Source organism: Sporosarcina koreensis (assembly GCF_000826145.2).
GTDB lineage: Bacteria > Bacillota > Bacilli > Bacillales_A > Planococcaceae > Sporosarcina > Sporosarcina trichiuri.
In genome coordinates this window covers 1254929-1279589 of the sequence record NZ_LN651337.1, presented here as the reverse complement: position 1 = coordinate 1279589, position 24661 = coordinate 1254929, and the positions used below count along the sequence as shown (strand labels likewise).

Here is a 24661-nt window from a genome sequence, read left to right as displayed (position 1 = left end):
TTAATACACCTCTACCTTTCCGAACATCTGATGGTGACCGATGCCGCAGTACTCGTTACAGACGATCGTGAATTCCCCTTTGTTCTTCATGACGGTTTCATAGCGGCTGATATGACCCGGTTCGACCATCATGTTGACATTCGTGCCGGCGACCTGGAACCCATGGACGACATCTTTCGTTGTGATGGTGAACAGCACGGTCGAGCCTTGCGGGACACGGATCGTCTTGACCGGTTTTTCATCCTTATCCACACCGAGGTTGTAGTTGAAAGTGGAGGCGACAATGTTCACTTTATACTTGCCGTCTGCAACTTCCTGCAGACCGAGACTTTCAGGTTTGAAGCTTTCATACGCTTCGATGTTGTTGGGATCGATCATATCCAAACTGCTCTGCGGGTGCGTCCCTTTCCAGAATGCCGCAAAGCCGATTACCAATAGAAATATAACTAATGAGGCCATACCGAACCCGAGCCAGATCTTCTCATACTTGTGCAGATGCATAGTATCTGCTCCTTTCCCTTTTACGTCCATTTATCTTGAAATGAAAAGCCAATACGCACCGAACCATGCTGCGACCATCAGGATACCGAGGATCATGACCATGATGAATGTCCCTCTCAAATTGGAACTGTCTGCAGCAGGGACTTGCTTGTTCGGATGTTTTTTCGCCATTTTGCTCACCGCCTCCGTGCAATGTCTGATTTTGTTTGTTAAGCTACTTTCATCATATTAAATCTGCGAAATTTAAATACTAGGGAAATCCCTAGTGTTTTCGGATCACATACTTTATTCACAATTCGTTCATGGAACCACCACACATCTGACAAAATATCTTGTGGCACCGGGACTGTTTACATAGGGGGAGAGACGGGAAATGAAGGCGGGGGAGCGTTTGTTGACCAACCGGACAGCGCACCTTACAATGGATGGAGTACATACTTAAGAAAGCTGGTGGAATCTTTGAAAAATGTCCGAACAATCACTGTGGAAAGCAAAGAGCAGGGAGCAGAAGAGATCTGCAAGATTGTCCGCAACGAACTGGAAGCGGGGCGTCTTCATGTGCTCGGCCTTGCGACAGGCAGCACGATGGAACCTGTCTATGAGAAAATGGCAGCATCCGATATGGACTTCACGGATGTGACTGCGTTCAATCTGGATGAATACATCGGCATTCCGGCGGATCATAAGAACAGCTATGCGTACTATATGAACGATCTTCTATTCTCGAAAAAGCCGTTCAAAGAGACGCATATCGAAAACGGCATGGCGGAAGATCTTGACGCCGAATGTGTGCGCTACGAAACGCTGCTGAAAGAGAATCCACTTGACATCCAGTTCCTCGGTATCGGCGAAAACGGCCATATTGCCTTCAACGAACCGGGGACATCACCGGAATCCGTCACGCACGTCGTCGAGCTGACACAGTCGACGATCGACGTGAACAGCCAGTATTTCAGTGAAGACGAAACAATGCCGACAACCGCACTGACAATGGGTATCTCGTCGATCATGCAGGCGAAGAAACTGATCGTCGCAGCATTCGGCGAAAAGAAACGTGCGGCGCTCGAGAAACTGTTTGCTGGCAAAGTGACCACTGAATGGCCGGTAACATATTTGCTGGAGCACCCGGACGTCACCGTGGTCACAGATTTGAAACTATAATAGAAGGAAACGCAAGATGACTGTCCACTGGGCAGTCTTTTTTTGCGTAGGGAAGAGGGAGATGAGGCGTCGGTATCGGACAAATCAGGGGACATATCGGACACATGGCGCGCAGTGTCGGACATTTCATCAGGCATATCGGACAAATGACGCGACGTATCGGACACATCGCCGAATATATCGGCATCCGGACACAATTCAAGGGCTGAATGGTGCTCGCTTCGCTCGTTTGTTGCGCAGACCGCCCGGGACGCGGCAGCAGATTGGGGGCACCGGCGGCCTGTTGGCGCGGAAAAAGGGACAAGCCAGGCACGGAACAGGGGGTATCGGACAAATCGGGGGCCATATCGGACACTTCGGGCGAAGTATCGGACATTTCATCAGGCATATCGGACAAATGACGCGACGTATCGGACACATCGCCGAATATATCGGCATCCGGACACAATTCACGCAAACCGGACGCCAAAAAACCCGCACAGCCGAAACTGTGCGGGCGGGGGATAGCACTTACTGAGGAACCCGGATCGTCCAACGGGAGAAATCCGGTTCGTCTTTTGTCACCATTTCTTTCGGATAGATGAATGTCCATGGTTTTGTCGTATTTGCATTGACCGGCAGGGAGCCGATATCGAACGAGCCGCTTGCCACCACTTCACCGGAGGCGTCGATCAGCTCGAGCGGCAGTTTTTCGATGTTGATCTGCTTCGAGTGGCCATTCCGGATGAATACCGATGCCGCGATGCTGCCGTCATCCTGTTTCAATGCCTGGAATCCGGCGATATTCACTTCGCGCGGCTTCAGTTTCGGCAGATTGCCGACGACTTCCTCCAACGCGGCCTTCTGCTCAGCCGGAAGTCCCTGTTCCCACGATTCTTCGAGCTCGAGCTTGTGCGGCACCATCGACTGCACGTTGAAGGCGAGTTTCCAGTCCTCTGCCGGCGGCTCTTCGACGAACAGGTTGTCCTTCGTGAAGACGAACACCCACGGGCGGGCGCTGCGCGGCTGGATTTCGCCGAGCTCACTCAAGTCGAACTGCTGGGAACCGATCGTTTTGCCGTCTTTGTCCAGCAGCATCAGTTCCACCTCGCCGACCGTGATCGTCTGATCGAGCGACGAACGGAAGAATGCTTTCACGAGGAAATCACCAGTTGCCGGTTCGACGTCGATGTCGATGCCGGAAAGGGAGATCTGGTTAGGTTTCAGCGGCTCCAATTCATTGGCGAGGAAACGGAATACATATTCCTGTTCCTGCGGGAGCTGCCAGGACGGGTGGAGGGACAGCGACGTTTCGATATCCTCGTCTCCGCCTTGTCCGGAAGTTCCCGCCATCAGCTCTTCTGAATCGATCGTGCTGTCTTTGCCTGTTTTCTCGGTCTTCTTAAATAATGATAAGAAATTCATCAGTTAACCTCCTGTGCTTGTTCTTCCTGCTGTTCCGTCAGCATCTTCAAGAATTGGATCACTTCGGACGCAATGCTGCGGCGCAATTTCTGATAATGCTTGCCGAACAGCTCCAGTCCTTCACGCTGATAAATCCGCATCGGATCCTCCTGTCCATACGACCGGAGTCCGATCCCTTCCTTCAGCCGGGTCATGACTTCCAGATGTTTCACCCACATGGAATCGATATGGCTGAGCATCACTTGCGGAATCAGCGCGTTCACCTGCTCATTATCCTCAAACGAACGGATGTATGCAACCAATTCATCGAGAGGTTCTTCATAGAATTTCACGATCTGCACCGGTTTCTCGAACGTGCGCGGCAATTCAGCCGGCTTGTGCAGCAGGGAATTCATCGTCGTCTCGATCCGGTCGAAATCCCACTGATCCGGTGTCTCCCCCTCCGGGCAGCTGTCGTATACGACGAACTCCATCGTTTCGTGCAGCATCCCTTCGAGCGTACCGATAATGTTTTCCCTCTCCAGCACCTTATCCCGCAATGCATACAGGACATTCCGCTGATCGTTGATAACATCATCCAGCTTCAGATTGTACTCGCGCATCGAATAATGCGACCCTTCGACGATCCGCTGCGTCCGTTCCGTCAGTTCGTTCACGTCTTTGTTCAGCACCAGTCCGGTTTCATCCGTCTCGGCTTTTTTCTGGAATTTCTCCAAATCGTCTTTTGCGAACCGTTTGAACATATCGTCCTCAAGCGACAGGAAGAACCGAGATTCGCCTTTGTCCCCCTGACGGCCCGAACGGCCCCGTAATTGGTTGTCGACGCGGCGGCTTTCGTGCTTTTCCGTCCCGAGAACGAACAATCCGCCGAGATCTTCCACCCCTTCACCGAGAACGATGTCGGTTCCGCGGCCTGCCATGTTGGTCGCGACCGTGATGTGCCCTTTTTGCCCGGCATTCGAGATCAATTCGACTTCCTGCTCGACACTTTTCGCGTTGAGCAGATTGTAATCGAGTTTGTGTTCATCCAAATATCCGACGACTTTTTCCGACTGCAGGATCGACGTCGTTCCGACAAGAACCGGCTGGCCGGACTCATGACGCTGTGCGACTTCTTTCGCCATCGCTTTGTATTTATCATCAATTGTTGCAAATACAAAATCCGGCTGATCGATCCGCTGGCGCGGCCGGTTCGTCGGGATCTGGATGACCTGCATGTTGTACACTTCCCGGAATTCTTTCTCCTGTGTCTTCGCGGTGCCGGTCATACCGCACAGCTTCGGATACATACGGAAATAGTTCTGGATCGTGATCTGTGCCTGCGCTTTGTTTTCATCAGTGATCGGCAGATTCTCTTTCGCTTCGATCGCCTGATGCAGCCCATCCGACAGCGTACGGCCTTCCATGATCCGGCCGGTGAACATGTCGACAAGCTCGATTTTCTGATCTCTGACAATATAGTCCACGTCGCGTTTGAAAATGACATGGGCGCGGACCGCCTGGATCATGTAGTGGTACAGCGTCTGGTGCTCGAGGTCATACAGATTGTCGACACCGAACGCTTTTTCGACTTTCTCGATACCAGCTTCCGTCAGGGCAGTCGACTTCGTTTCGTCATCAAAGTCGAAATCGACACCCTGTTTGAACCGTTTCGCAAGACGGGCGGCGATCATATGAAGATCGGCATCCGCCTGCATCTTGCCCGCCACGATGAGCGGCGTCTTCGCTTCGTCGATCAGCACGCTGTCGACTTCATCGATGATGGCGTAATGATACGGACGCTGCACTTTCTGGCTGATATGCTGCGCCATGTTATCGCGCAAGTAGTCGAAGCCGAATTCAGTGCCAACACCGTACGTGATATCCGCATCATATGCCTCTTTTTTCTCGAGCCCCTGCATCATCGGCACGTTCAGGCCGACCGTAAGACCGAGGAAACGATGGATCTGCCCGATCTGTTCAAAGTCACGGCGCGCCAGGTAGTCATTGACTGTAATGACATGGACGCCTTTTCCTTCAAGGGCACGTACGTAAGAGGGAAGGGAGGCGACGAGCGTCTTTCCTTCACCTGTCGGCATCTCGGCGATGTTGCCTTCCGCCAGCACCATTCCGCCGATCAGCTGGACGTCGAAGTGACGCATGCCGAGTACACGCTTCGATGCTTCGCGCACGACAGCAAAGGCTTCAGGAATGATCTGCTGGACCGTTTCGCCGGTTTGGATGCGTTCTTTGAATTCGACGGTCTTTTCAGCGAGCTGATCGTCTGTCAAATCGACATAATCAGGCTCCAGTTTATTTATATGGTTTACGACTTTCCGGTACTTCTTGAGCTGCCGGTCACTCGTTTGGTTCGATCGTTTGAAAATGGATAGCATATAGATAACGCTCCTTTATATCGTCCATTGCATGGACACGTCCCTATTTTATCAAACTGGACGGGAAAAGACTATAACCGCACGAGAAAGGTTACGAAAATAGGTGTATCCTCTCAAAATTCAGGGTATTGTTATAACGTACGTCTGTGTAAACATAGAAAAGTTGGTTCACAGAGTGCTTTCTTTTTGCCGCCATGGTATAATACGGTAGGCTAAAATTAAAATCGAGAACTTCAGGGAGGAAGGACATGTTATTCCTGGCTATGGCGGCTGCATTTGTCGGCGCCATCATACTAACTCCGCTTGTTATAAAATTCGCATTCCGGATCGGTGCAGTTGACCGGCCGAACTATCGTAAAGTACATGCTGCGGTCATGCCGCGCATCGGAGGTCTTGCGATCTTCGGTGCCTTTCTGATCGGCTATGCTATATTGCTCCCTAAAGATGAACACGCTGCCGGAATCCTGATCGGTGCAGTGATCATCATTGCCGTCGGTTTCTTCGATGATATGCTTGAAATCACAGCGAAGGCGAAAATGCTCGGCCAGCTGGCTGCGGCAGTGGTCGTCATCACGGTCGGCGGCATGCAGATCGAAGTCCTGAACCTGCCATTCATCGGACAGATTGAATTTGGGTTCCTGAGCATCCCGATCACCTTGCTGTGGATCGTCGGTATCACGAATGCCATCAACCTGATCGACGGGCTGGACGGACTGGCTGCAGGGGTTTCGACCATTGCATTCATTTCCATCTCCGTCATGGCACTTATCATGCACGATCCGTTCGTTCTTGCCACGGCTGCCATCCTTGCCGCAAGTTCCATTGGATTCCTTGTGTTCAACTTCCATCCCGCCAAGATCTTCATGGGGGATACGGGATCGCTGTTCCTCGGCTTCATGATTTCCGTTCTGGCGCTACTTGGATTCAAGAATGTCGCAGTTGTTTCACTCGTCATTCCGATTATTATACTCGGTGTGCCGATATCCGATACCTTCTTCGCGATTGTGCGTCGGATCCGCATGAAGCAGTCGATCACCGCACCGGATAAATCACACTTGCATCACTGTCTGCTGCGGGCTGGGTTCTCCCACCGTCAGACGGTACTCGTCATTTACGGCATTGCCATTCTGTTCGGAATTGCAGCGGTCCTGTTCTCACAGGCGACCGTCTGGGGAGCGATCCTTCTCCTCGGTGTCATCCTGCTCGCCATTGAATTGTTCGTGGAGATCATCGGACTGGCTGGTACAAATTACCGGCCGATCTTGAACCTGGTCCGCATGATCGGAAAATAATAGTGCATGGCTGTCTCAGAGTTCCTCTCTGAGGCAGCCTTTTTAGTTTGTCAAAAGATGCATGCCAACAGAAAAGTGCGCCGGCCGTCAGGGGACGGGGCGCACTGTGTGTACTGCATTCAATTATCGTCTGTGTCGGATCCGCTGTCGGCGTCTTCACTTGGAAGACCGGCGCTGTCCGTGCCGTAAAGACCGGATTCTTCATCATCGACGTCGGTGCCAGAAGGGGAAATCAGCCCGAGATGGGATTGGAGGATGAGCCGTTTCTGCTGGAGGTCTTCTTCATTCAGCTTCCAGTAGTAGACTCCGGTACCCCAATCATCATCGCCTTCCAGCGTCAGCGTGTCGACGGATGGCATGCCGCCTTTTGCATATTCAAGGAACGACAGCATCTCTTTGTAGGTCATGTTGGTCTTGACATTATCGCCGAGCGCTTCGATCACTTCGCCGAATTTCGTGATGGCTGCAGGCGACTTCGCCTTGTCCATCATTGCCTGGATGATCATCTGCTGGCGTTTGCCGCGTTCGATATCATTATCCAGTTTACGCGTCCGGGCGAGGGCCAGGGCATGTCGCCCGTCGAGTGTCTGAAGACCCGGCATCAGGTGGATCGTTCCGGCGTCCGTCTCATCTTTTTCGATACGCTCATACGGCACATCGACGTCCACGCCGCCGAGCGCATCAACGACATCGATGAACGCATTGAAGTTCGTCTTCAAATAATAATCGACAGGGATATCGAGCATCTCTTCGACAGTTTCGACTGTCGCTTTTGTCCCGCCATAGGCATTGGCGTGTGTGATTTTGTCTTTGTAATCGACTTCAGGAATGTATACGTAGGAATCCCGAGGGATGCTGAGCAGTTTGACGGTCTTCAGTTTTGGGTTCAATGTTGCGATGAGCAGCGCATCGGCCCGGCTGTTGCTGTCTCCCTGCTGCCGGTCATCGCTGTCATCGACGCCGATGAACAGGACGGATACATTGTCCTTGGCCGGCTGGATGCGTGTTTCTTTGTCCGTAGTCCTAGGGGAACGGTCAGGGATCGCTTCATATGCCCGGTCGGCTGCCAATTCCGCCTTTTTGTGAAGCGTCACGCCGTAGATGGCGACTGTGAACAATGCAGCGATGGCTGCCACGAGCCCGATCTTCAGTGCGAGCCGGGTCTTGGATGACCTGCGCTTTGACTTCTTATAGTCTTTCCGTTTCATTTAAGTTCTGGCCTCCGTTATGCCGTCCTTCTGCCGGATTCCCGATGATTCACGGAAATGGACAGCGGCGGTCTATACTGTCGCACTGGCTTGTAATTCGCAGAATTCTTCATGAATCTACAGTATACTATCTTTTGGAAAGCCCGTACACCTTTTCAAACGGAAAACTCCAGGAATATCTTTTCCCCTTCAACAACTTCCCCCTGCCCGTTTGTCAGATCAGCCATCCAGTCCCTGAAGTCACCGACCTCGCCGACCGGGACAAAAACCGACAGCATGACATGTTCGCCATAATCGATGCGATCGAGCGGCCAGCGGGACTGCCGCACTTCATTTTCCACTTTTCCGAGGGCTGTATAGTCGACCGTCACTTCCATCGTACTGTGAAGCCTGCGCTCTACAATCCCGGCTGCTGCAACTCCTTCCGATGCAGAACGTCCGTATGCACGGATCAGACCGCCGCCACCTAGTTTAATGCCTCCAAAGTAACGGGTCACGACGACGGTTGCATCTTTCAGCCCTTGTTTTTTCAGCACTTCGAGCATCGGGACACCGGCTGTCCCGGATGGCTCTCCGTCATCGTTCGCTTTTTGGATGTGATCATGCTCACCAATCAGGTAAGCTGAGCAATTATGCGTAGCGGAGGCATGCTCCTGCTTGATCTGCCGGATGAATTCCAATGCTTCCTCTTCCGATTCAGTACGTTTGACGGAGGCGATGAAGCGTGATTTACTAATGACAATTTCCGCCTCGCCCTGCTGTTTCACGGTCTGATAGTCAGGTCTCATTTCAGCATCCTCCTCAATCTGTAATACAATTTTAATATGTAATGGGCATTAAGATGCTATACTGAGTAAAGTGTATAGTGAATCCGTTTGCAGTGCAATAGCAACACGGATTCCGCACAAGGATAACAGCAGCGATGGGGGTGGGACAGTGAACAAGCCGGCAATAGATATCCAGAAGTTGGAAGGTATCTTTGGCAGCATGGTGAATGTGATGGATCAGTCGAAAAACGACATTTTTATGATCAGTGAACAGAGCCGGCGCAGTTACGAGTCCATGCAGCGTGAGCTTCTTCTCGTCAAGGAAGATATTTCCCGGGTAATAACCGAAGGGGACCACCTTGAAGAGATGACACGCCACTCACGCAAAAGGCTTGCTGATGTCTCCAGGAATTTTGTAAACTATTCAGAGCAGGAAGTGCGGAAAGCCTATGAGGTGGCCAATGATCTGCTTGTCAGGCTTTCGGTGAACCGCATGGAAGAAAAGCAGCTGCGCATGACACGTGACGATCTCGACCGCCGCCTGGCGGAGCTGCTCCACACGATCGAACGTGCGGATCAGCTCGTGAACCAAGTGTCCACAGTCATTAATTACCTGACATCGGACTTGAAAGATGTAGGGGAAGCACTCGAGACCGCACGGCATAAGGAAGACTTCGCAATCCGGATCATCCAGGCCCAGGAAGAGGAACGCAAACGAGTTTCCCGGGAAATACACGACGGTCCTGCGCAAATGATGGCCAATGTGCTGATCCGTTCAGGGCTTGTTGAGAAAGTGTATGAACAGAAAGGGCCGGAGCAGGCGCTGATCGAGTTCAGGGATCTGAAGGAGATGGTCCGCAGCTCATTGTATGAAGTGCGGAGAATCATATATGATCTACGGCCGATGGCAATCGATGATCTCGGCGTTGTGCCGACTTTGAAGAAGTATCTGTCGACATTGATGGAATACGAACCTGACGTCCGGATCCATTTCCAGAGCATCGGCGAAGCAAGCCGCTTCGAATCCAGTTTCGAAGTAGCGGTGTTCCGGCTGGTCCAGGAATCCGTCACGAACGCTATCAAGCATGGCAACAGCCGTGACGTCTGGGTGAAAGTCGAATGGCTGTGTGAATCCATGAATGCACTTATCAAGGATAACGGCAGCGGCTTCGATCAGAATGAAGTGAAAGAGAAATCATTCGGGATCATCGGGATGAAAGAGCGTATCGACCTGCTGAAAGGTGAGCTGAAAATCACCTCTGAAGTCGGCAGGGGGACAAGCGTCTTCTTCACCATCCCGTTCAGTCCCGATTCGAAGTGAAAATAGAGGCAGTGGAGGGAACGAAAATGACAAAGATCTTAATAGTAGACGACCACCAACTATTCCGGGAAGGTGTGAAGCGGATTCTTGCATTCGAAGATTCGTTCGAAGTGGTAGCCGAAGGGGACGACGGCAGTGAAGTGTTCACTCTGTATGAAGAACACCGTCCGGATGTCGTCCTGATGGACATCAACATGCCGCGCATGAACGGTATCGAGGCGACAGAGCAATTGACATCCAAATACCCGGATGCGAAAGTCATCGTCCTGTCCATCCATGATGATGAGTCGTACGTTTCTCAGGCACTGAAAACCGGTGCACTCGGCTATATGCTGAAAGAGATGGATGCGGATGCAATCGTCCAGGCGATCAAAGTTGTGGCGGCAGGGGGATCGTACCTGCATCCGAAAGTGACGCACAACCTTGTGACCGAATATCGCAGATTGAGCGAACGCGAGCATAAAGGCTCGTTCCATCAGCACGAAATCCGCCGTCCGCTCCACCTGCTGACGAAGCGGGAATGTGAAGTGCTGCAGCTGCTGACGGACGGCCAAAGCAACCGGGCGATCGGTGAGACACTGTTCATCTCCGAGAAGACGGTCAAGAACCACGTGTCCAGCATCCTGCAGAAGATGAATGTCAACGACCGGACACAGGCAGTCGTCACGGCCATCAAGAACGGCTGGGTTGAAGTCAAGTAAGGACAACAGAGCAAAGGGCCTCCGACTGGATGGTCCTTTTGCTGTGAGAGGGGATGGACTGATGAAGAAAACGGCAGTATTGTTCGGAACAGCAGCATTGGTGCTGACGCTCGGTGCGTGCGGCGGTGAAGACAGCAGCGAAAACAGCCAGGGATCGGTCAATGACGGGGAACAGACGAATGAATATGGCAGCATCGATCACGGCGTGAAAGATAAAGGGACGGAAATGGAAGGCAAGGACGGGGGCGACGTCGGCTTCAGCCTGAACGGCGGCGATATCGAAGAAGCATCCGGTGTCCCGGAAGATCAGAAGGAAGCGATCGAAAAGGCGTTCAGCGAGTACATCGATACACTGAATGCCGGCGATGTGGATGCGTACCTTGCCACACTTTCCGAAGAAGGCTATGACCTCGGCGAAGAACGTGCGGCGACCGAGGAGCTGCTTACTGAAAATGAGCTGACACGCACTCCGGAGGACTTGACGATTGTCGAGTATACGGAGGATGAAGCGCAGGTCTTCACGGTGATGAAGACGGCCGTCAAGTCCAAGGCAAGCGGTGAAGAGGACGTCAGCAGCGGACGTCAGGTGACGGTCATGAACCATGAGGACGGCAACTGGAAAGTGAAATCGGTCCATTACATCGGAGACTTGGAGAAGGAAAAATAAACTGAACAGAAGAAACAGTCCGCTGGCAGAATTATCATGCCGTTTACGGACTGTTTTTTGTTGCAATGAAAGAGGGGATGGCGTACACTCCTAATAAGAACACTTGTTCGTTATGGAGGGATGGACAATGCCTGCACTGCAGAAAGAAGAGGTCGCCAATCTGGAGAACATGATTTACCTGCCCATGCTGCTGACAGTCCTGGAACGGGACCGCCAATCGATCGAGCAGGGGAATTTCAAACTGAAAAAGCCGTATTTGGCGCTCGTGGACGATGTGACCAGGAAGGTGCACAGGGAGCTTGGCAATACGGCTGCCTACCTGCGGATGCACCGGATGTCCGTCATCAAAGGGAAGACGGATGACATTTTCACCGAATACACATTCCTGCATGACAGGACGGAAGATCGGCGCCGCTACTTGAATGTGCGGCTGCGCAACCGTACGGAGGAACTGCTCACTCGGTATCTCCGGCAACAGGATATGTGAAACTGCCATGCTGGGCGACCACCATCCGCGGACGCTGAAGCATGAACTGTTTCTTTTCGAAGTCCCGTTCGAGCAATGCGGCAAAAGCGAACTGCCGCCACATCGTCGGTGTCGAAACATTGACTTTCACTTTACGGCCATTTTCAAGATGGATGGAACAGCCGGAGGACTCCTCCTTGAAGTCGGTGATGGCGTGGTACGAAATCCACATGTTGTCATCCGAAGCCGGCGACATGGTCGGCAGGAAGATGTACGGTGTGTCGAATGCGTGAGCGACGACGATCGGCGTCTTATGACGGTTGCCGAGTGCCCGGCGGGCGGTGAGCGTACGGGTCTTCAGTGAGGAGCCGTACAGCTCGCATGTCTTCCGAACGATCTGGATCGGTTTCTTCGGCAGGGAGAATTCCGTATGCCGTTCGATCACACGGGTCGTCGTCTTGAAATCTGCATGGATGGGCTGCAGAACGAACGTATCCGAGTTGATGAGGTAATTGCCGAATTGCTGCTGTGAGTGCATCTTTATCCCTCCTGCTGAGTAGGTTCTTAATTCTCATTATATCGGAAGCATATGGAAATGCAATTTAATAAAAAGAAAAGTCGGAAAAGTGAAGATAAGCTGACCGATACTGTCGGAAAAGACTCTTCGATCAGCTTATCAGTCGGAGTTTATGTTTCCGCGGCCGGAAAAGGAGCCGGTATCCGCTTATTCCTGCGAACGCAATGCCGCTGCGCCGAGCGTTTTGGCGGCAGTCAGCATTGCGGATTCGTCAAAGTCGAACATCGGGTGGTGATGCGGGTAGGCCGATTCCGGCTGGGCGCCTGTGAAGAAGAAGGTGCCGGGCACCTGCTCCAGATAGTAGGCGAAGTCCTCGCCGCCCATCTGCGGCACCATCTCAACGACCGACTTCACGCCAGGAACGTCCCGGGCGATGTCCCGGAGGAATTCAGTCTCCTGTTTATGGTTCACGACTGCCGGATAGCCGCGCGTGTAGGTCACGTCGATCTTTGCATCGTGCATGAGGGCGGTGCCGTCCGCAATACGCTGGATTTCCCGTTCCATCAGATCCCGGATTTCGGGGGAGAATGTCCGTACCGTGCCGAGGAGCTCCGCCTGATCGGCAATGATATTGAACGCGTTGTCGGATATGAACGAACCGATCGTGACAACGGCGGATTCGATCGGGTCGACACGCCGGGATACGAGCTGCTGCAGATTCGTGACGAACTGGGAGGCGATGACGATAGCGTCCTTCGTCTGATGAGGGGATGCCCCGTGGCCGCCCGCGCCTTTCACCGTGATCTCGATCCGGTCGGCAGCCGCCATGATCGGCCCGCTGACATACTGGACCGTATTCGCTTCAAGGAGCGACCAGAGGTGCGTGCCGAAGATGACATCCACACCGTCAAGGCAGCCGTCTTCGATCATCGAAATGGCTCCGCCCGGCGCATATTCTTCCGCGTGCTGGTGGATGAAGATGTACGTACCGGTAAGTTCATCTTTCAGCGTATGGATTGCCTTTGCGAGCTGGAGCAGCGCTGCTGTATGTCCGTCATGGCCGCAAGCGTGCATGACGCCTTCGACTGTCGATTTGTAGGGGACGTCTTTCTGATCCTGGATCGGCAGGGCGTCGAAATCTGCCCGGAGCGCTACGGTCTTGCCGGGCTTCGCACCTTCAATGCGCGCGACAACACCATTGCCGCCTACATTGCTCCGGTATTCGACACCCAACTCTTTATAGAAAGTCTGGATATACTTTGCGGTTTCCGTTTCATGGAATGAGACTTCCGGATGCTGATGCAGATGACGCCGGATGCTGACCATATCCTCGTAGGATTCGTCGAGCAGAGTATACAGCTTGTCGTTCATGGAAACATCCCCTTTTCAAATGATTCCACCCAGTATACCAATGCGTTTTTCAACTCGCAATAATGCGACAACGAAAAAAGAGGCATATGGCCTCTTCGTGTTCTGCAGCAGGCAGACGGCTTACAGTCCGTCCTCTTCGTCCGATACCGAACTATAGAGTGATAAGTACGGGGCACTCGTGAATATGTGGACAGCCGGACCTGCGTGGGCATCCATAGTGGAGGTATCATACGCATCCTTGAATGCCGGAGTATGCCGCCACATATCGAACGCCTTTGCATCTTCCCACTCTGTCAGGATGACGTACGTATCCGAACCGATGGGACGCAGCAGACGGTAAGCGGTGAATCCGGCAGCATCCGCCATCTTCCCGTAGTCCTTCTTGAACCGGTCTTCGAATACCGGCTTGCCTTCGTCGGATACCGGCACGTTGTTCATGGCGAAGAATCCGCGGTCCTGCAGCTGTCCGAGCTCCGCAATCACTTCGTACTTGTGCGGTGTCTGGAATACGGTCTTCCCTTCGGTTTCGTGCAGCAGCAGAGACGTCCCGCTGCCGTTCATGAGAATCATCTTCTCATCGGGATACTTCTCCTTCACTTTCTCCATGAAGTCAACTGTCCCGCGGGTCGTATAAATGTTTGTCATTTGGAATGGCCTCCCTTGGCTTGTCTGATTCAGATTTGTTTTTCGTCAACCACTTCATTCTCTTCTTTCATTAATTCCCGAAATCCTTCTCCTAAAACAACCAGGCTCATCCAGGTGCCCAATGTAGTACAAATTTATGACATTGAGTGTGTTTGGCTATACATCCCAACCGTTTCCGTCTATATTGAAAACGATAAGCTGTCTGTATACAGCAGCAGAACACCGTCCGGTAAATTGAGAATGGGGGAAACTGTTCATGGCAACGTTCAACGATACACTTCTCCGTGCAGCGCGCGGGGAGAAGATTGACCATACACCTGTATGGTACATGCGGCAGGCAGGCAGATCGCAGCCCGAGTACCGTGCCATCAAGGAAAAGTACTCATTGGAGGAAATCACACACCAGCCTGAACTTTGTGCATATGTCACGAAGCTGCCGGTCGACCAGTATGGTGTCGATGCAGCGATCCTCTACAAGGATATCGTCACGCCGCTGCCTGGAATGGGCGTCGATGTGGCCATCAAAGCGGGCGTCGGTCCGGTCATTGCGAACCCGATCCGCTCCGTTGCGGATATCGACAAACTGACAACGATGCATCCGGAAGATGACATCCCGTTCGTGCTCGATACGATCAAACTGCTGACGCGGGAGCAGCTGAATGTGCCGCTCATCGGGTTCGCCGGAGCACCGTTCACGCTCGCGAGCTACATGATCGAAGGCGGTCCGTCGAAGAACTATGCGCGCACGAAAGCGCTCATGGTCTCGGAACCGGAAGCCTGGTTCAAACTCATGGACAAATTGGCGGATACGATGATCGAATACGTCGGTGCCCAGGTGAAGGCGGGCGCAAGCGCCATCCAGATCTTCGACTCGTGGGTCGGTGCACTGAATGTCCAGGATTACCGGATTTTCATCAAACCGGTCATGGAACGGATTTTCACAGAGCTCCGGAAACTGAATGTGCCCCTTATTACATTCGGGGTGGGCGCAAGCCACCTGGCGAACGAATGGCATGACCTGCCTGTCGACGTGGTCGGCCTTGACTGGCGGCTGTCGATCGAAGAAGCCGGTAAGCGCGGGCTGACGAAACCTCTCCAGGGGAATCTCGACCCGACGATGCTGCTGGCGGACTGGCCGGTCATCGAGGAGCGGGCGAAAGCGATCATCGAACAGGGTGTTGCACACGGCAGCCACATCTTCAACCTGGGGCATGGCGTGTTCCCGGAAATCGAGCCTGCGAAACTGAAGAAACTGACTGAACTGATCCACACATACAGCGCTGAACTGCGCGCTGCAAAAAACTGACCTTGAGGTGACTATTATGGGAAAACGTACAATGGGATTGCTCGTCATGGCATACGGAACGCCATATAAAGAGGAAGATATCGAACCGTACTATACACATATCCGCCGCGGACGGAAGCCTGCCCCGGAACAGCTCGAGGACTTGAAGAACCGGTATGAAGCGATCGGCGGGATCTCACCGCTTGCGCATATCACGGAAGGCCAGGCACAGGCGCTTACCGACGCGCTGAATGCTGCCCAGGATGATATCGAGTTCAAGCTCTACATCGGCCTGAAGCATATCACCCCGTTCATCGAAGAGGCGGTTGCCGAGATGAACAAAGACGGCATCGAGGAAGCGGTCACGGTGGTGCTCGCACCGCACTATTCGACCTTCTCGGTGAAGTCGTACAACACCCGGGCGAAAGAGGAAGCCGACAAATACGGCATCAAGATCCGTTCCGTCGAAAGCTGGTATAAGCAGCCGAAGTTCCTGCAGTACTGGGAGCAGAAGATCCGCGAAACATTCGACAGCATGAGCAGCGAAGAGCGCGAAAAAGCGGTACTTGTCGTATCGGCGCACTCACTGCCTCAGAAGATCCGTGAAGCGGGCGACCCGTATCCGGACCAGCTGGAAGAGACAGCGAAACTGGTGGCGGAAGCCGCTGAGGTGAAAAACTATGCAGTGGGCTGGCAGAGTGAAGGGCAGACAGGTGAACCGTGGCTCGGGCCGGACGTACAAGACCTGACACGCGACCTGTATGAGAACGAAGGCTACCGCTCATTCGTCTATACGCCGGTCGGCTTCGTTTCCGATCACCTCGAAGTGCTCTACGACAATGACTATGAATGTAAAGTCGTCTGTGATGAACTTGGCGCATCATACCGCCGTCCGCAGATGCCGAACACGGATCCGCTCTTCATCGGCGCTGTCGCGGATGCGGTTCTGGACAAAGTGAACGAGTAAGCTATTGAAAAGGACGTGTGAAAGGTATGGACGAACAGCGTAAAAAAGTCGTGATCGCAGGGGGCGGGATCACCGGTCTGTCCGCGGCATTCTATATGCAGCGGCAGATCGATGAGCAGCAGCTTCCGATCGACATCATCCTGGTAGAAGCAACGAACCGGCTCGGGGGCAAGATCCAGACCGTCCGGCGTAACGGCTATATTATCGAACGCGGTCCAGACTCCTTTCTGATCCGAAAAAAAAGCATGGACCGGCTGGCCGGAGAGCTCGGCATCGCCGATCAGCTGGTGAAGAACGCGACCGGCCAGTCGTTCGTGCTGCTGAATGACGAACTCCATCCGATCCCGGGCGGCTCCATCATGGGCGTGCCGACGGAGGTCGGACCTTTCCTGAAGAGCAACCTGTTTTCGCTGACCGGCAAACTCCGGGCGGCGGGGGACTTCTTCCTGCCGCGATCCGATATCCAGGGCGACCAGTCACTCGGGAAGTTCTTCCGCCGGCGTTTCGGCAACGAGGTCGTCAACAATCTGATCGAACCGCTGCTGTCGGGTGTGTATGCGGGCGATATCGATAATATGAGCATGGAATCGACATTCCCGCAATTCGTCGATGTCGAGGAAAAGCACAGAAGCCTGATCCTCGGCATGAAGAAGACACGGCCGAAGCCGGAACAGCTGCCGAACAAAGGGCATGCCGCGAAAAAGGAAGGCGCCTTCCACACGTTCCGCGACGGGCTGGAGACTCTCGTCGAAGCGCTCGAAGCACAATTGACGAAAGTGAAATTCGTCAAAGGCGTGCGGCTGGAAAGCATTGAAGAGCAGGACGGCAAAACGTATGTGACGCTGAACGAAGGCTCCGTCATCGAAGCGGATGCCGTCATTTTGACGACCGGTCACGAAACCGCGCGCCGGCTGTTCGAACCGTACGGCATCCTGCAGCAGCTCGGTGAGATCCGCACCTCTTCCGTTGCCACAATCGCGCTTGCGTTCCCAGCGGAAGCGGTCGTGCAGGACAAGGAAGGAACCGGTTTCCTCGTATCGCGGAGCGGCGATTATTCGATTACGGCCTGTACGTGGGTGAATCGCAAATGGCCGACGACGACACCCGACGGCAAAGTGCTGCTGCGGGCGTTCGTCGGCCGGATCGGAGAAGAGGCGATCGTCGACCTGCCCGATGCGGAAATCGAACAGATCGTCCTCGGGGATCTGCGAAAGATTTTTGAGATCAACGGAGACCCGGAATTTTCGATCGTCACCCGCTGGAAAGAGGACCGGCCGCAATACCGGGTCGGCCATAAGCAGCTGATCGCAGAAGCGAAAGCCGAACTGCGTGACGCCTTCCCGCAAGTCGAGCTTGCGGGCGCCTCCTATGAAGGCGTCGGCCTGCCGGACTGCGTCGATCAGGGCCAAGCCGCAGCCGAGCGCGTGATCAGCCGGCTCACGGACCCATCTTAACAATGAAACACCCCTTGCACCCGCCCGTTTGGCGGTTGCAGGGGGTGTTTTTGCTGCTGCACGCGGCGGTATCGGACAGATCAGGGGAAGTATCGGACACATCGCCTGCGGTATCGGACAGTTGGCCGAAGTATCGGACAGATCGAGGGAGATATCGGACAGATCGCTGAATTTATCGGCATTTGGGCACAATTCAAGGGCCTGGATGGTGCTCGCTAACGCTCGTTTTCCAGGGGAGCCGTCGGGACGCGGCAGCGCACTCTGCGCCGTGTGCCGTCATGGCGCGAGAAAAAGGGACAAGTCAGGGGGCTGCACGCGGCGGTATCGGACAAACCAGGGGAAGTATCGGCCACATCGCCGGAGATATCGGACACTTGGCAGGAAGTATCGGACAGATGGAGGGAGATATCGGACAGATCGCTGAATTGATCGGCATCGGGACACAACTCAGCTCTTCCCGCATCCCCCTCAGACAAAAAAACCTTGCCGACAGGGCGCATAGCCCGGGGCAAGGTTTCATTCAATTACACATGGACATTCACTGCTCGGAACACGACGGACACGTGGCCTGGTAGCACTCATGCTGCTCTTCGAACTGTTCACCGCACGTGGCACACTGTTTCGGAGGAAGGTTCTTGAAAAACTCGACGACGTTTTCGATCATTGAAATCCGCTCCATTCGGTTTGTAATAGGACTGCTTTCTCCACAGGCATTTGTTATGCAACAGACAGGCCAAAAAAATAGGCAGCGGCATCTTGGTGTACTAGCACTTCGAGTTGTTATAACTAGTGTATTATAACAGTCTCCCATCCGTCAATGAATTCACCCAAATTTCTAAATAATTTTTCCTGATCTCAGCCGGCAGCCGGAAAACCGCCCTCTGCCAGACGGTCCGAACGGCGCAATGGGACGCTCCTGCCGCAGTATGATAAACTGTCAGTAATCACTAATGCAGAGGAGAGAAGGACATGCAATTTGTCGATAACAAAGGGATTACCGATCCGCGCATCAACTTGGCGATCGAGGAATACATTCTAAAGAACATGGACGTCGATCAGGACTCCTATTTGCTGTTCTATATCAACGAACCGTCGATCATCATCGGCAAGAACCAGAACACGATCGAGGAGATCGACACGGAATACGTCGATGCGAACGGCATCCACGTCGTCCGCAGGCTTTCCGGCGGCGGTGCTGTGTACCATGACACCGGCAACCTGAACTTCAGCTTCATCACGAAAGACGATGGACAGTCGTTCCGCAACTTCAAGAAGTTCACAGAGCCCGTCGTCGAGGCGCTCGCGAAGATGGGCGTCAAAGCTGAACTCCTCGGCCGTAACGACCTGCTCGTCGACGGTAAGAAAGTGTCCGGGAATGCGCAGTTTGCAACGAACGGACGGATGTTCAGCCACGGCACGCTCATGTTCGATACGGAAATCGAGGAAGTCGTCAATGCGCTGCGCGTCAAGAAGGACAAAATCGAATCGAAAGGCATCAAGTCGATCCGCAGCCGGGTCACCAACATCTCCGAGTATATGGACAAGGAGATGACAATCGAGGAATTCCGGATGGAGATCCTGAAATCCATTTTCGGCGGGGAAGAGAACATCCAATACAGGGAACTGACCGACGAGGACTGGGACAACATCCGCAAGCTGTCCGCGGAACGCTACGGCAACTGGGACTGGAACTACGGCCGCTCGCCAAAGTGCAACGTCCAGCACTCCCACCGGTTCCCGGTCGGCAGCATCGACGTGCGCCTGCAGGTCGACAAAGGGACGATCCATGAAGTGCACATATTCGGCGACTTCTTCGGGATCGGCGATGTCTCGGAGCTGGAGGAGCGCCTCGTCGGCTGCCAGTATGACCGTGAATCGATCACGGCCGCTGTCAGCACGCTCGATATCCCGAAACTGCTCGGCGGCATCACGCAGGAAGAGTTCGTCAATCTGATCTACTGAGCCGGGGCCCTGGGGTTCCGCATCCTCCTTCAGGGCGGATGCGGACCCTTTTTTCACGGGCGGGGAAAGACGCGGGACGGCCCGATACGGTATACTGGAAGTACTTGTGAAGGAGGCCGGGAACTATGGAACAACATCGCATTTTCATCGTGGAGGATGACCGCAAGATCGCGGAACTGCTCGCGGATACGCTGCGGAAATACCAATATGACGTCGCCGTCGCGGAGGACTTCGACCGGATTTCGGATGAATGCCTCGCGTTCGAACCGCATCTGATCCTGCTCGACATCAACCTGCCGACCTACGACGGCTATTACTGGTGCCGCCAGCTGCGCACGCAGACGACGTGCCCGATCCTGTTCATCTCCGCACGGTCGGGGGATATGGACCAAGTCTTCGCACTTGAGAACGGCGGCGATGACTTCATCACCAAACCGTTCCATTACGATGTCGTCCTGGCGAAGATCCGCAGCCACCTGCGCCGCTCGTTCGGGGAGTATGCGCCGGCCCAGACGGAGCGGATCGTGAAAGTCGGATCGCTCACCCTGTTCGCGGAGCGGATGGAACTGCAGGCGGGCGAGACGCTCGTGCCGCTCCAGAAGAAGGAATGCATCATCCTGGAGCTGCTCATGGACGCGGCGCCGCGTGTCGTCGCCCGCGAGACACTGCTCGAGGAATTGTGGGACGACCAGTCGTTTGTGGATGAAAACACGCTGAACGTCAACATCGCCCGGGTCCGTAAGAAACTGGCGGATTACGGCATCCTGTCGACGATCGACACCGTCCGGGGAGCGGGCTACCGGTTCGTGCTGGCCACTGAGGAAGCATGAACAAATACAAGCTGTTTTTGCGCGAGCATGCACCGTTCCTGCTGTTCCAGCTCATGCTGCTGCTGTTCATCTGCCTGCTGTTCTGGCTGGACGGCGCCCGTGACTGGAGCACTTCGCTGTATGCAATCCTCATGGGGATCCTGCTGACGGCGGGCTACCTGCTCGTGAAGTTCATCATGCGGCGGTCGTTCTACGAAGTGCTGGAACGCGAGCCCGGACGGATGGAAGACGCACTGATCGGCCGGCCGCAGACGCCGGAACACCGCGTCACCGCGCAATATATGCGCAAGCTGTACCGGCTGTACCACAGCGACGTCCAGAAACTCGATACCGCGCAGCACCGGCAGCTGCACTTCATCAACCAGTGGGTCCATCAGATGAAAACCCCGATTTCCGTGCTCGGCCTGCTGCTGCAGGAAGAGGAGACGGACCGCAAAAGCTTCCGCGAGGAGCTCGACCGGCTGCAGGACGGTCTCGATGCCGTGCTCGTCAATGCACGGCTTGAGACGTTCGAAGATGATATGCGGATCGAGCGCGTCCGTCTCGGGGAACTCGTGCGCCAGGCGGTGACCGATCACAAACGGCTGTTCATCGCAAACGGCGTGTTCCCGCAGATCGATGTGGACGCGCATTTCGTCGTCGCGACCGATCCGAAGTGGATGAAGAACATCCTCGGCCAGTTCCTGACGAACGCTGTCAAATATACGTTCGAAAAAGGGAAGAAAGTGTACGCGGAGGCCGTGCAGACGGATGAAGGGATCCGGCTGACTGTCCGCGACGAAGGGATCGGCATCCCCGAGACGGACATCAAACGGGTCACCCGCGCGTTCTTCACCGGCGAAAACGGCCGCAAGACGGGCGAGTCGACCGGCATGGGGCTCTATATCGCGGCGGAGGTATGCGGACGGCTCGGCCACCCGCTGTCGATCGAGTCCGTCGTCGGAAACGGGACCGCGGTGTCCGTGCTGTTCGCAAATGGAGAGGCGGTGGAAACCGATGGCGCATAAAATCGTCGAACTGACGGAAGTGACCAAAATCTATGAAGGCAAAGTAATGCACCGGGCGCTGAACCGGCTCGATTTCGAGGCGGAACAAGGCGAGTTCGTCGCCATCATGGGGCCGTCCGGAAGCGGCAAGACGACGCTGCTGAACCTGATTTCAACGATCGACCTGCCGACATACGGCCGGATCGCAGTCAATGGCATCGAACCGGAGACGCTCAGCCAGAACGAGCTCGCCCTGTTCAGGCGGCGCAACCTCGGCTTCGTCTTCCAGACGATCAACCTGCTGCAGATGCTGACGGTCGAAGAGAACCTCGTGCTGCCGCTGACACTCGACCGAGTCGGAGTACCGGAAATGAAACGGCGCATCGCAAATCTCGCGGACAAGCTGTCGCTGACCGAGATCCTGTCGCGGCGGCCGGACGAACTGTCGGGCGGCCAGGCGCAGCGGACGGCGATCGGACGAGCGCTCATCCACGAACCGCAGCTGATCCTTGCCGATGAGCCGACTGGGAACCTTGACTCGAAATCGGCGCGTGACGTGCTCGAACTGCTGTCGAAGATCAACAGGACCGCCGGCACGACGATCATCATGGTGACGCACGATCCGCAGGCCGCAAGCTATTGCGACCGCGTGCTGTTCATCAAGGACGGCGAGTTTTTCAATGAATTGTACAGAGATGAACAGCGCAGGACGTTCTTCCAGCAGATCCTGAACGTGCTGTCGCTGCTCGGGGGGAACGTCAATGACCTTTCGTCAGTTCGCCTACCGTAACGTCGTCCGGAACCGGCGGATCTACGCTGCGTTCTTCATGGCGAGTGCGTTCTCGGTGATGGTGTTCTTCCTGTATTCGATGCTGCTGTTCCATCCTGCGATGGAGGAAGGGTTCGTCCAGGAGGTCGCGTCGACGGGCATGATGATCGCCGAATTCGTGCTGTTCGTCTTCACGCTGTTCTTCCTGTTCTACTCGATGCGCGCCTTCCTGCAGGCCCGCACGAAGGAATTCGGCATCCTGCTGCTGCTCGGCATGGCGCGGAGCCAGCTCCAGCGGCTCATCTTTCTTGAGACGATGCTGATCGGCGGTGTTGCTATAGTTGCCGGCACGTTCCTCGGCACGGTGTTCTCGAAATTCTTCCTGATGATCGTCAAGGAGCTCATCCAGCTGCCGGACCTGCCGCTCTACTTCACCTGGAAGCCGTTCCTGCTGACGATGGGCTGCTTCGCGAGCCTGTTCGTCATCATTTCGCTGCTCGCGCCGATGTTCATCCGCGCGGGGGAGGTGTATGACCTGCTGCAGGGCGAAAGCGCCGAGCAGGATGCGTATTCCCAGACGAAATGGCGTGCCCTCGCGGGGGTCGGACTCCTCGCACTTACGTATACGATGGCGGTCTGCGCGACGAATCCGTATGTCCTCCGGATCCTCTTCATCCTGCCGGTCGCTGCGGTGATGGGCACGTACTTCTTCTTCAGTGATTCGCTGCCATACTTCATCCAGCTGTTCCGGGCACGGAAGCGGCTGTACTGGAAGCCGTTCTGGCTGCTGTCGCTGTCCGAGGGGGTTGTCCGGCTGAAGGAGAACGCCCGGATGTTCTTCATCGTCACGATGGTGTCGACGCTTGCATTCATGTCCGTCGGGCTGCTTGCGTCGCTGACATCGTTCGCGAACCAGTACCGAGAGATGAACCCGCTCGGCCTCGTCTACAAAAGTTACCCGGGCAACGTGCTTGAACAGATCCACGTCCGCCAGCTGACCGACGAGCTGAACGAAAAGGATATCGACTACAATGTCGTGCCGTTCCGTGTGCTCATGCAGAAATCGAGCTTTACGGATAAGAACGTCGCAGTCGTGCGGGTATCGAGCATGAACGCCCTCGGCTACACATTCGGCTACCCGCCGGTCGAACTCGCGGACGGGCAGGCGATGTTCCTGCCGCCGACCGAATCATCGTACCACCAGCTGAAGGACCGGGACGTCAGTACGCAGCTTGCACAAAGTGGGCTGTCCGTCGAGATCAGCGGTGCCTATCCGCATCAGCTGTTCCCGCCGAACGCCATCGCATCGAATGCGATCATCGTCTCCGATGACGATTTCGAGCGGATCCTGATGGGGAAAGACGGAGCCAGCGCGACGCTGTTCCGCTATTACGCATTCAATATCGCGGACTGGCAGGAGACGAAAGACATCGGCCGTGCGCTGCATGAGGACGAACTCCAATCGATCATCCTGAGTGGCGAGACGGGGACCCTGTTCACATTCGGCAACCCGGGGCTCAACTATTCGGTGATCCGTACGACGTTCTCGCTCCTGCTGTTCATGGGGCTGCTGCTGGCGGCCGTCCTGTTCCTTGCGGCAGGCAGCTTCGTCTACTTCCGACTGTACACGACACTCGACCGCGACCGGCGGCAGTTCGATGTGCTGCGGCGGATGGGCATCACGGGACGCGAACTGAAGAAGATCGTCAACCGCCAGCTGCTGCCGCAGTTCTTCATCCCGTGGGGGGTGGCGTTCATCCACAGCGCATTTGCATTCCTGGCGCTCCAGGTGATCTGGGATGCCCTCGCTGAAATCTCGATCGCGAGGGAACTCGCCTTCGTGCTCGGCGGGTTCGCTGTTTTGCAGGTCGTCTATTTCTACCTGATCCGCTGGCGCTACTTGTCCCATATCCAGACACCGGAGTGAGTTCCGGTGTCTTCTTTTTTGGCGGAGCTGCTTTCATTTTCCAATGGCTATTGAATGTTTTAAATTTTTCTTATATACTACTAGT

The 24661-nt window shown here is 54.6% G+C and carries 24 protein-coding genes; 14 read left to right on the top strand and 10 right to left on the bottom strand.

All coding sequences use genetic code 11. The features are described 5' to 3' along the window. Positions 1 to 501, bottom strand: coding sequence for a cytochrome c oxidase subunit II (locus BN1190_RS12160; RefSeq protein ID WP_040287138.1), 501 nt, complete (start codon positions 499 to 501; stop codon positions 1 to 3). A gap of 30 nt (positions 502 to 531) precedes the next feature. Continuing rightward, positions 532 to 672, bottom strand: coding sequence for a cytochrome c oxidase subunit 2A (locus BN1190_RS12155; protein WP_098060136.1), 141 nt, complete (start codon positions 670 to 672; stop codon positions 532 to 534). Between the two features lie 288 nt (positions 673 to 960). Between BN1190_RS12155 and BN1190_RS12150 the strand changes: the two genes are divergently transcribed. Then, positions 961 to 1662, top strand: a complete 702-nt coding sequence (locus BN1190_RS12150) for a glucosamine-6-phosphate deaminase (protein ID WP_040287137.1) — start codon at positions 961 to 963, stop codon at positions 1660 to 1662. Between the two features lie 510 nt (positions 1663 to 2172). Here the strand turns inward: BN1190_RS12150 and BN1190_RS12140 are convergent. Beyond that, positions 2173 to 3066 (bottom strand): accessory Sec system S-layer assembly protein, encoded by an 894-nt coding sequence (locus BN1190_RS12140; RefSeq protein ID WP_040287135.1) that lies wholly within the window; start codon positions 3064 to 3066, stop codon positions 2173 to 2175. After that, positions 3066 to 5441: an accessory Sec system translocase SecA2 gene (gene secA2 / locus BN1190_RS12135; protein WP_040287134.1), complete on the bottom strand. Its 2376-nt coding sequence runs from the start codon at positions 5439 to 5441 to the stop codon at positions 3066 to 3068. The genes BN1190_RS12140 and secA2 overlap by 1 nt, the downstream gene beginning before the upstream one ends. Before the next feature lie 248 nt (positions 5442 to 5689). Between secA2 and BN1190_RS12130 the strand changes: the two genes are divergently transcribed. After that, positions 5690 to 6733 (top strand): glycosyltransferase family 4 protein, encoded by a 1044-nt coding sequence (locus BN1190_RS12130; protein WP_040287133.1) that lies wholly within the window; start codon positions 5690 to 5692, stop codon positions 6731 to 6733. A 119-nt stretch (positions 6734 to 6852) separates the two neighbouring features. Here BN1190_RS12130 and BN1190_RS12125 read toward each other — a convergent pair whose 3' ends face one another. Together BN1190_RS12125 and BN1190_RS12120 are read right to left on the bottom strand one after the other, a co-directional pair. Next, positions 6853 to 7941 (bottom strand): LCP family protein, encoded by a 1089-nt coding sequence (locus tag BN1190_RS12125; protein ID WP_040287132.1) that lies wholly within the window; start codon positions 7939 to 7941, stop codon positions 6853 to 6855. Positions 7942 to 8096: 155 nt separating this feature from the next. Further along, the gene (locus BN1190_RS12120; protein ID WP_040287131.1) at positions 8097 to 8729 is read right to left on the bottom strand and encodes a YigZ family protein; all 633 of its coding nucleotides are present in this window, start codon (positions 8727 to 8729) and stop codon (positions 8097 to 8099) included. A gap of 148 nt (positions 8730 to 8877) precedes the next feature. Between BN1190_RS12120 and BN1190_RS12115 the strand changes: the two genes are divergently transcribed. The 4 genes from BN1190_RS12115 (at position 8878) to BN1190_RS12100 (ending at position 11884) form a co-directional block, all read left to right on the top strand. Next, positions 8878 to 10029, top strand: coding sequence for a sensor histidine kinase (locus BN1190_RS12115; protein ID WP_040287130.1), 1152 nt, complete (start codon positions 8878 to 8880; stop codon positions 10027 to 10029). A 26-nt stretch (positions 10030 to 10055) separates the two neighbouring features. After that, positions 10056 to 10730 carry a response regulator gene (locus BN1190_RS12110; protein ID WP_040287129.1) on the top strand — a complete coding sequence of 225 codons (675 nt, stop codon included), beginning with the start codon at positions 10056 to 10058 and terminating at the stop codon, positions 10728 to 10730. A gap of 61 nt (positions 10731 to 10791) precedes the next feature. After that, positions 10792 to 11397, top strand: coding sequence for a nuclear transport factor 2 family protein (locus BN1190_RS12105; RefSeq protein ID WP_052461819.1), 606 nt, complete (start codon positions 10792 to 10794; stop codon positions 11395 to 11397). A gap of 127 nt (positions 11398 to 11524) precedes the next feature. Further along, positions 11525 to 11884: a hypothetical protein gene (locus BN1190_RS12100; RefSeq protein WP_040287128.1), complete on the top strand. Its 360-nt coding sequence runs from the start codon at positions 11525 to 11527 to the stop codon at positions 11882 to 11884. Here BN1190_RS12100 and BN1190_RS12095 read toward each other — a convergent pair. The 3 genes from BN1190_RS12095 to BN1190_RS12085 all read right to left on the bottom strand — a co-directional run bounded on the left by BN1190_RS12095 (position 11853) and on the right by BN1190_RS12085 (position 14396). Then, positions 11853 to 12401, bottom strand: a complete 549-nt coding sequence (locus BN1190_RS12095) for a competence protein ComK (protein ID WP_052461818.1) — start codon at positions 12399 to 12401, stop codon at positions 11853 to 11855. The genes BN1190_RS12100 and BN1190_RS12095 overlap by 32 nt on opposite strands. Positions 12402 to 12587: 186 nt before the next feature. Further along, the gene (locus tag BN1190_RS12090; RefSeq protein WP_040287127.1) at positions 12588 to 13751 is read right to left on the bottom strand and encodes a M20 metallopeptidase family protein; all 1164 of its coding nucleotides are present in this window, start codon (positions 13749 to 13751) and stop codon (positions 12588 to 12590) included. A 120-nt stretch (positions 13752 to 13871) separates the two neighbouring features. Beyond that, the gene (locus BN1190_RS12085; RefSeq protein ID WP_040287126.1) at positions 13872 to 14396 is read right to left on the bottom strand and encodes an antibiotic biosynthesis monooxygenase family protein; all 525 of its coding nucleotides are present in this window, start codon (positions 14394 to 14396) and stop codon (positions 13872 to 13874) included. A gap of 256 nt (positions 14397 to 14652) precedes the next feature. On the opposite strand from BN1190_RS12085, the gene hemE reads away from it, so the two are divergent. From hemE to hemY, 3 genes are read left to right on the top strand one after another with little or no spacing between them, the layout of a single operon-like run. Further along, positions 14653 to 15702, top strand: coding sequence for a uroporphyrinogen decarboxylase (gene hemE / locus BN1190_RS12080; RefSeq protein WP_040287125.1), 1050 nt, complete (start codon positions 14653 to 14655; stop codon positions 15700 to 15702). Positions 15703 to 15718: 16 nt separating this feature from the next. Beyond that, positions 15719 to 16648, top strand: coding sequence for a ferrochelatase (gene hemH / locus BN1190_RS12075; RefSeq protein WP_040287124.1), 930 nt, complete (start codon positions 15719 to 15721; stop codon positions 16646 to 16648). A 26-nt stretch (positions 16649 to 16674) separates the two neighbouring features. Continuing rightward, on the top strand, positions 16675 to 18102 hold the full coding sequence (hemY, locus tag BN1190_RS12070; RefSeq protein WP_040287123.1) for a protoporphyrinogen oxidase: 1428 nt from the start codon (positions 16675 to 16677) through the stop codon (positions 18100 to 18102). A gap of 538 nt (positions 18103 to 18640) precedes the next feature. Here hemY and yhfH read toward each other — a convergent pair. Then, on the bottom strand, positions 18641 to 18766 hold the full coding sequence (yhfH, locus tag BN1190_RS12065) for a protein YhfH (RefSeq protein WP_082023367.1): 126 nt from the start codon (positions 18764 to 18766) through the stop codon (positions 18641 to 18643). A gap of 305 nt (positions 18767 to 19071) precedes the next feature. Here yhfH and BN1190_RS12060 point away from each other — a divergent pair, with 305 nt between their 5' ends. From BN1190_RS12060 to BN1190_RS12040, 5 genes are all read left to right on the top strand, one after another. Then, positions 19072 to 20064, top strand: a complete 993-nt coding sequence (locus tag BN1190_RS12060; protein WP_040287121.1) for a lipoate--protein ligase — start codon at positions 19072 to 19074, stop codon at positions 20062 to 20064. A gap of 125 nt (positions 20065 to 20189) precedes the next feature. Then, entirely contained in the window at positions 20190 to 20894 is a 705-nt protein-coding gene (locus BN1190_RS12055; RefSeq protein WP_040287120.1) for a response regulator transcription factor, read from the top strand. Beyond that, positions 20891 to 21901 (top strand): sensor histidine kinase, encoded by a 1011-nt coding sequence (locus BN1190_RS12050; RefSeq protein WP_040287119.1) that lies wholly within the window; start codon positions 20891 to 20893, stop codon positions 21899 to 21901. Before BN1190_RS12055 ends, BN1190_RS12050 begins: the two co-directional genes overlap by 4 nt. Then, complete coding sequence (locus tag BN1190_RS12045; RefSeq protein ID WP_040287118.1) at positions 21891 to 22670, top strand: ABC transporter ATP-binding protein; 780 nt, start codon at positions 21891 to 21893, stop codon at positions 22668 to 22670. The genes BN1190_RS12050 and BN1190_RS12045 overlap by 11 nt, the downstream gene beginning before the upstream one ends. Next, on the top strand, positions 22642 to 24576 hold the full coding sequence (locus BN1190_RS12040) for an FtsX-like permease family protein (RefSeq protein ID WP_040287117.1): 1935 nt from the start codon (positions 22642 to 22644) through the stop codon (positions 24574 to 24576). Before BN1190_RS12045 ends, BN1190_RS12040 begins: the two co-directional genes overlap by 29 nt. The last annotated feature ends 85 nt before the right edge of the window (positions 24577 to 24661 follow it).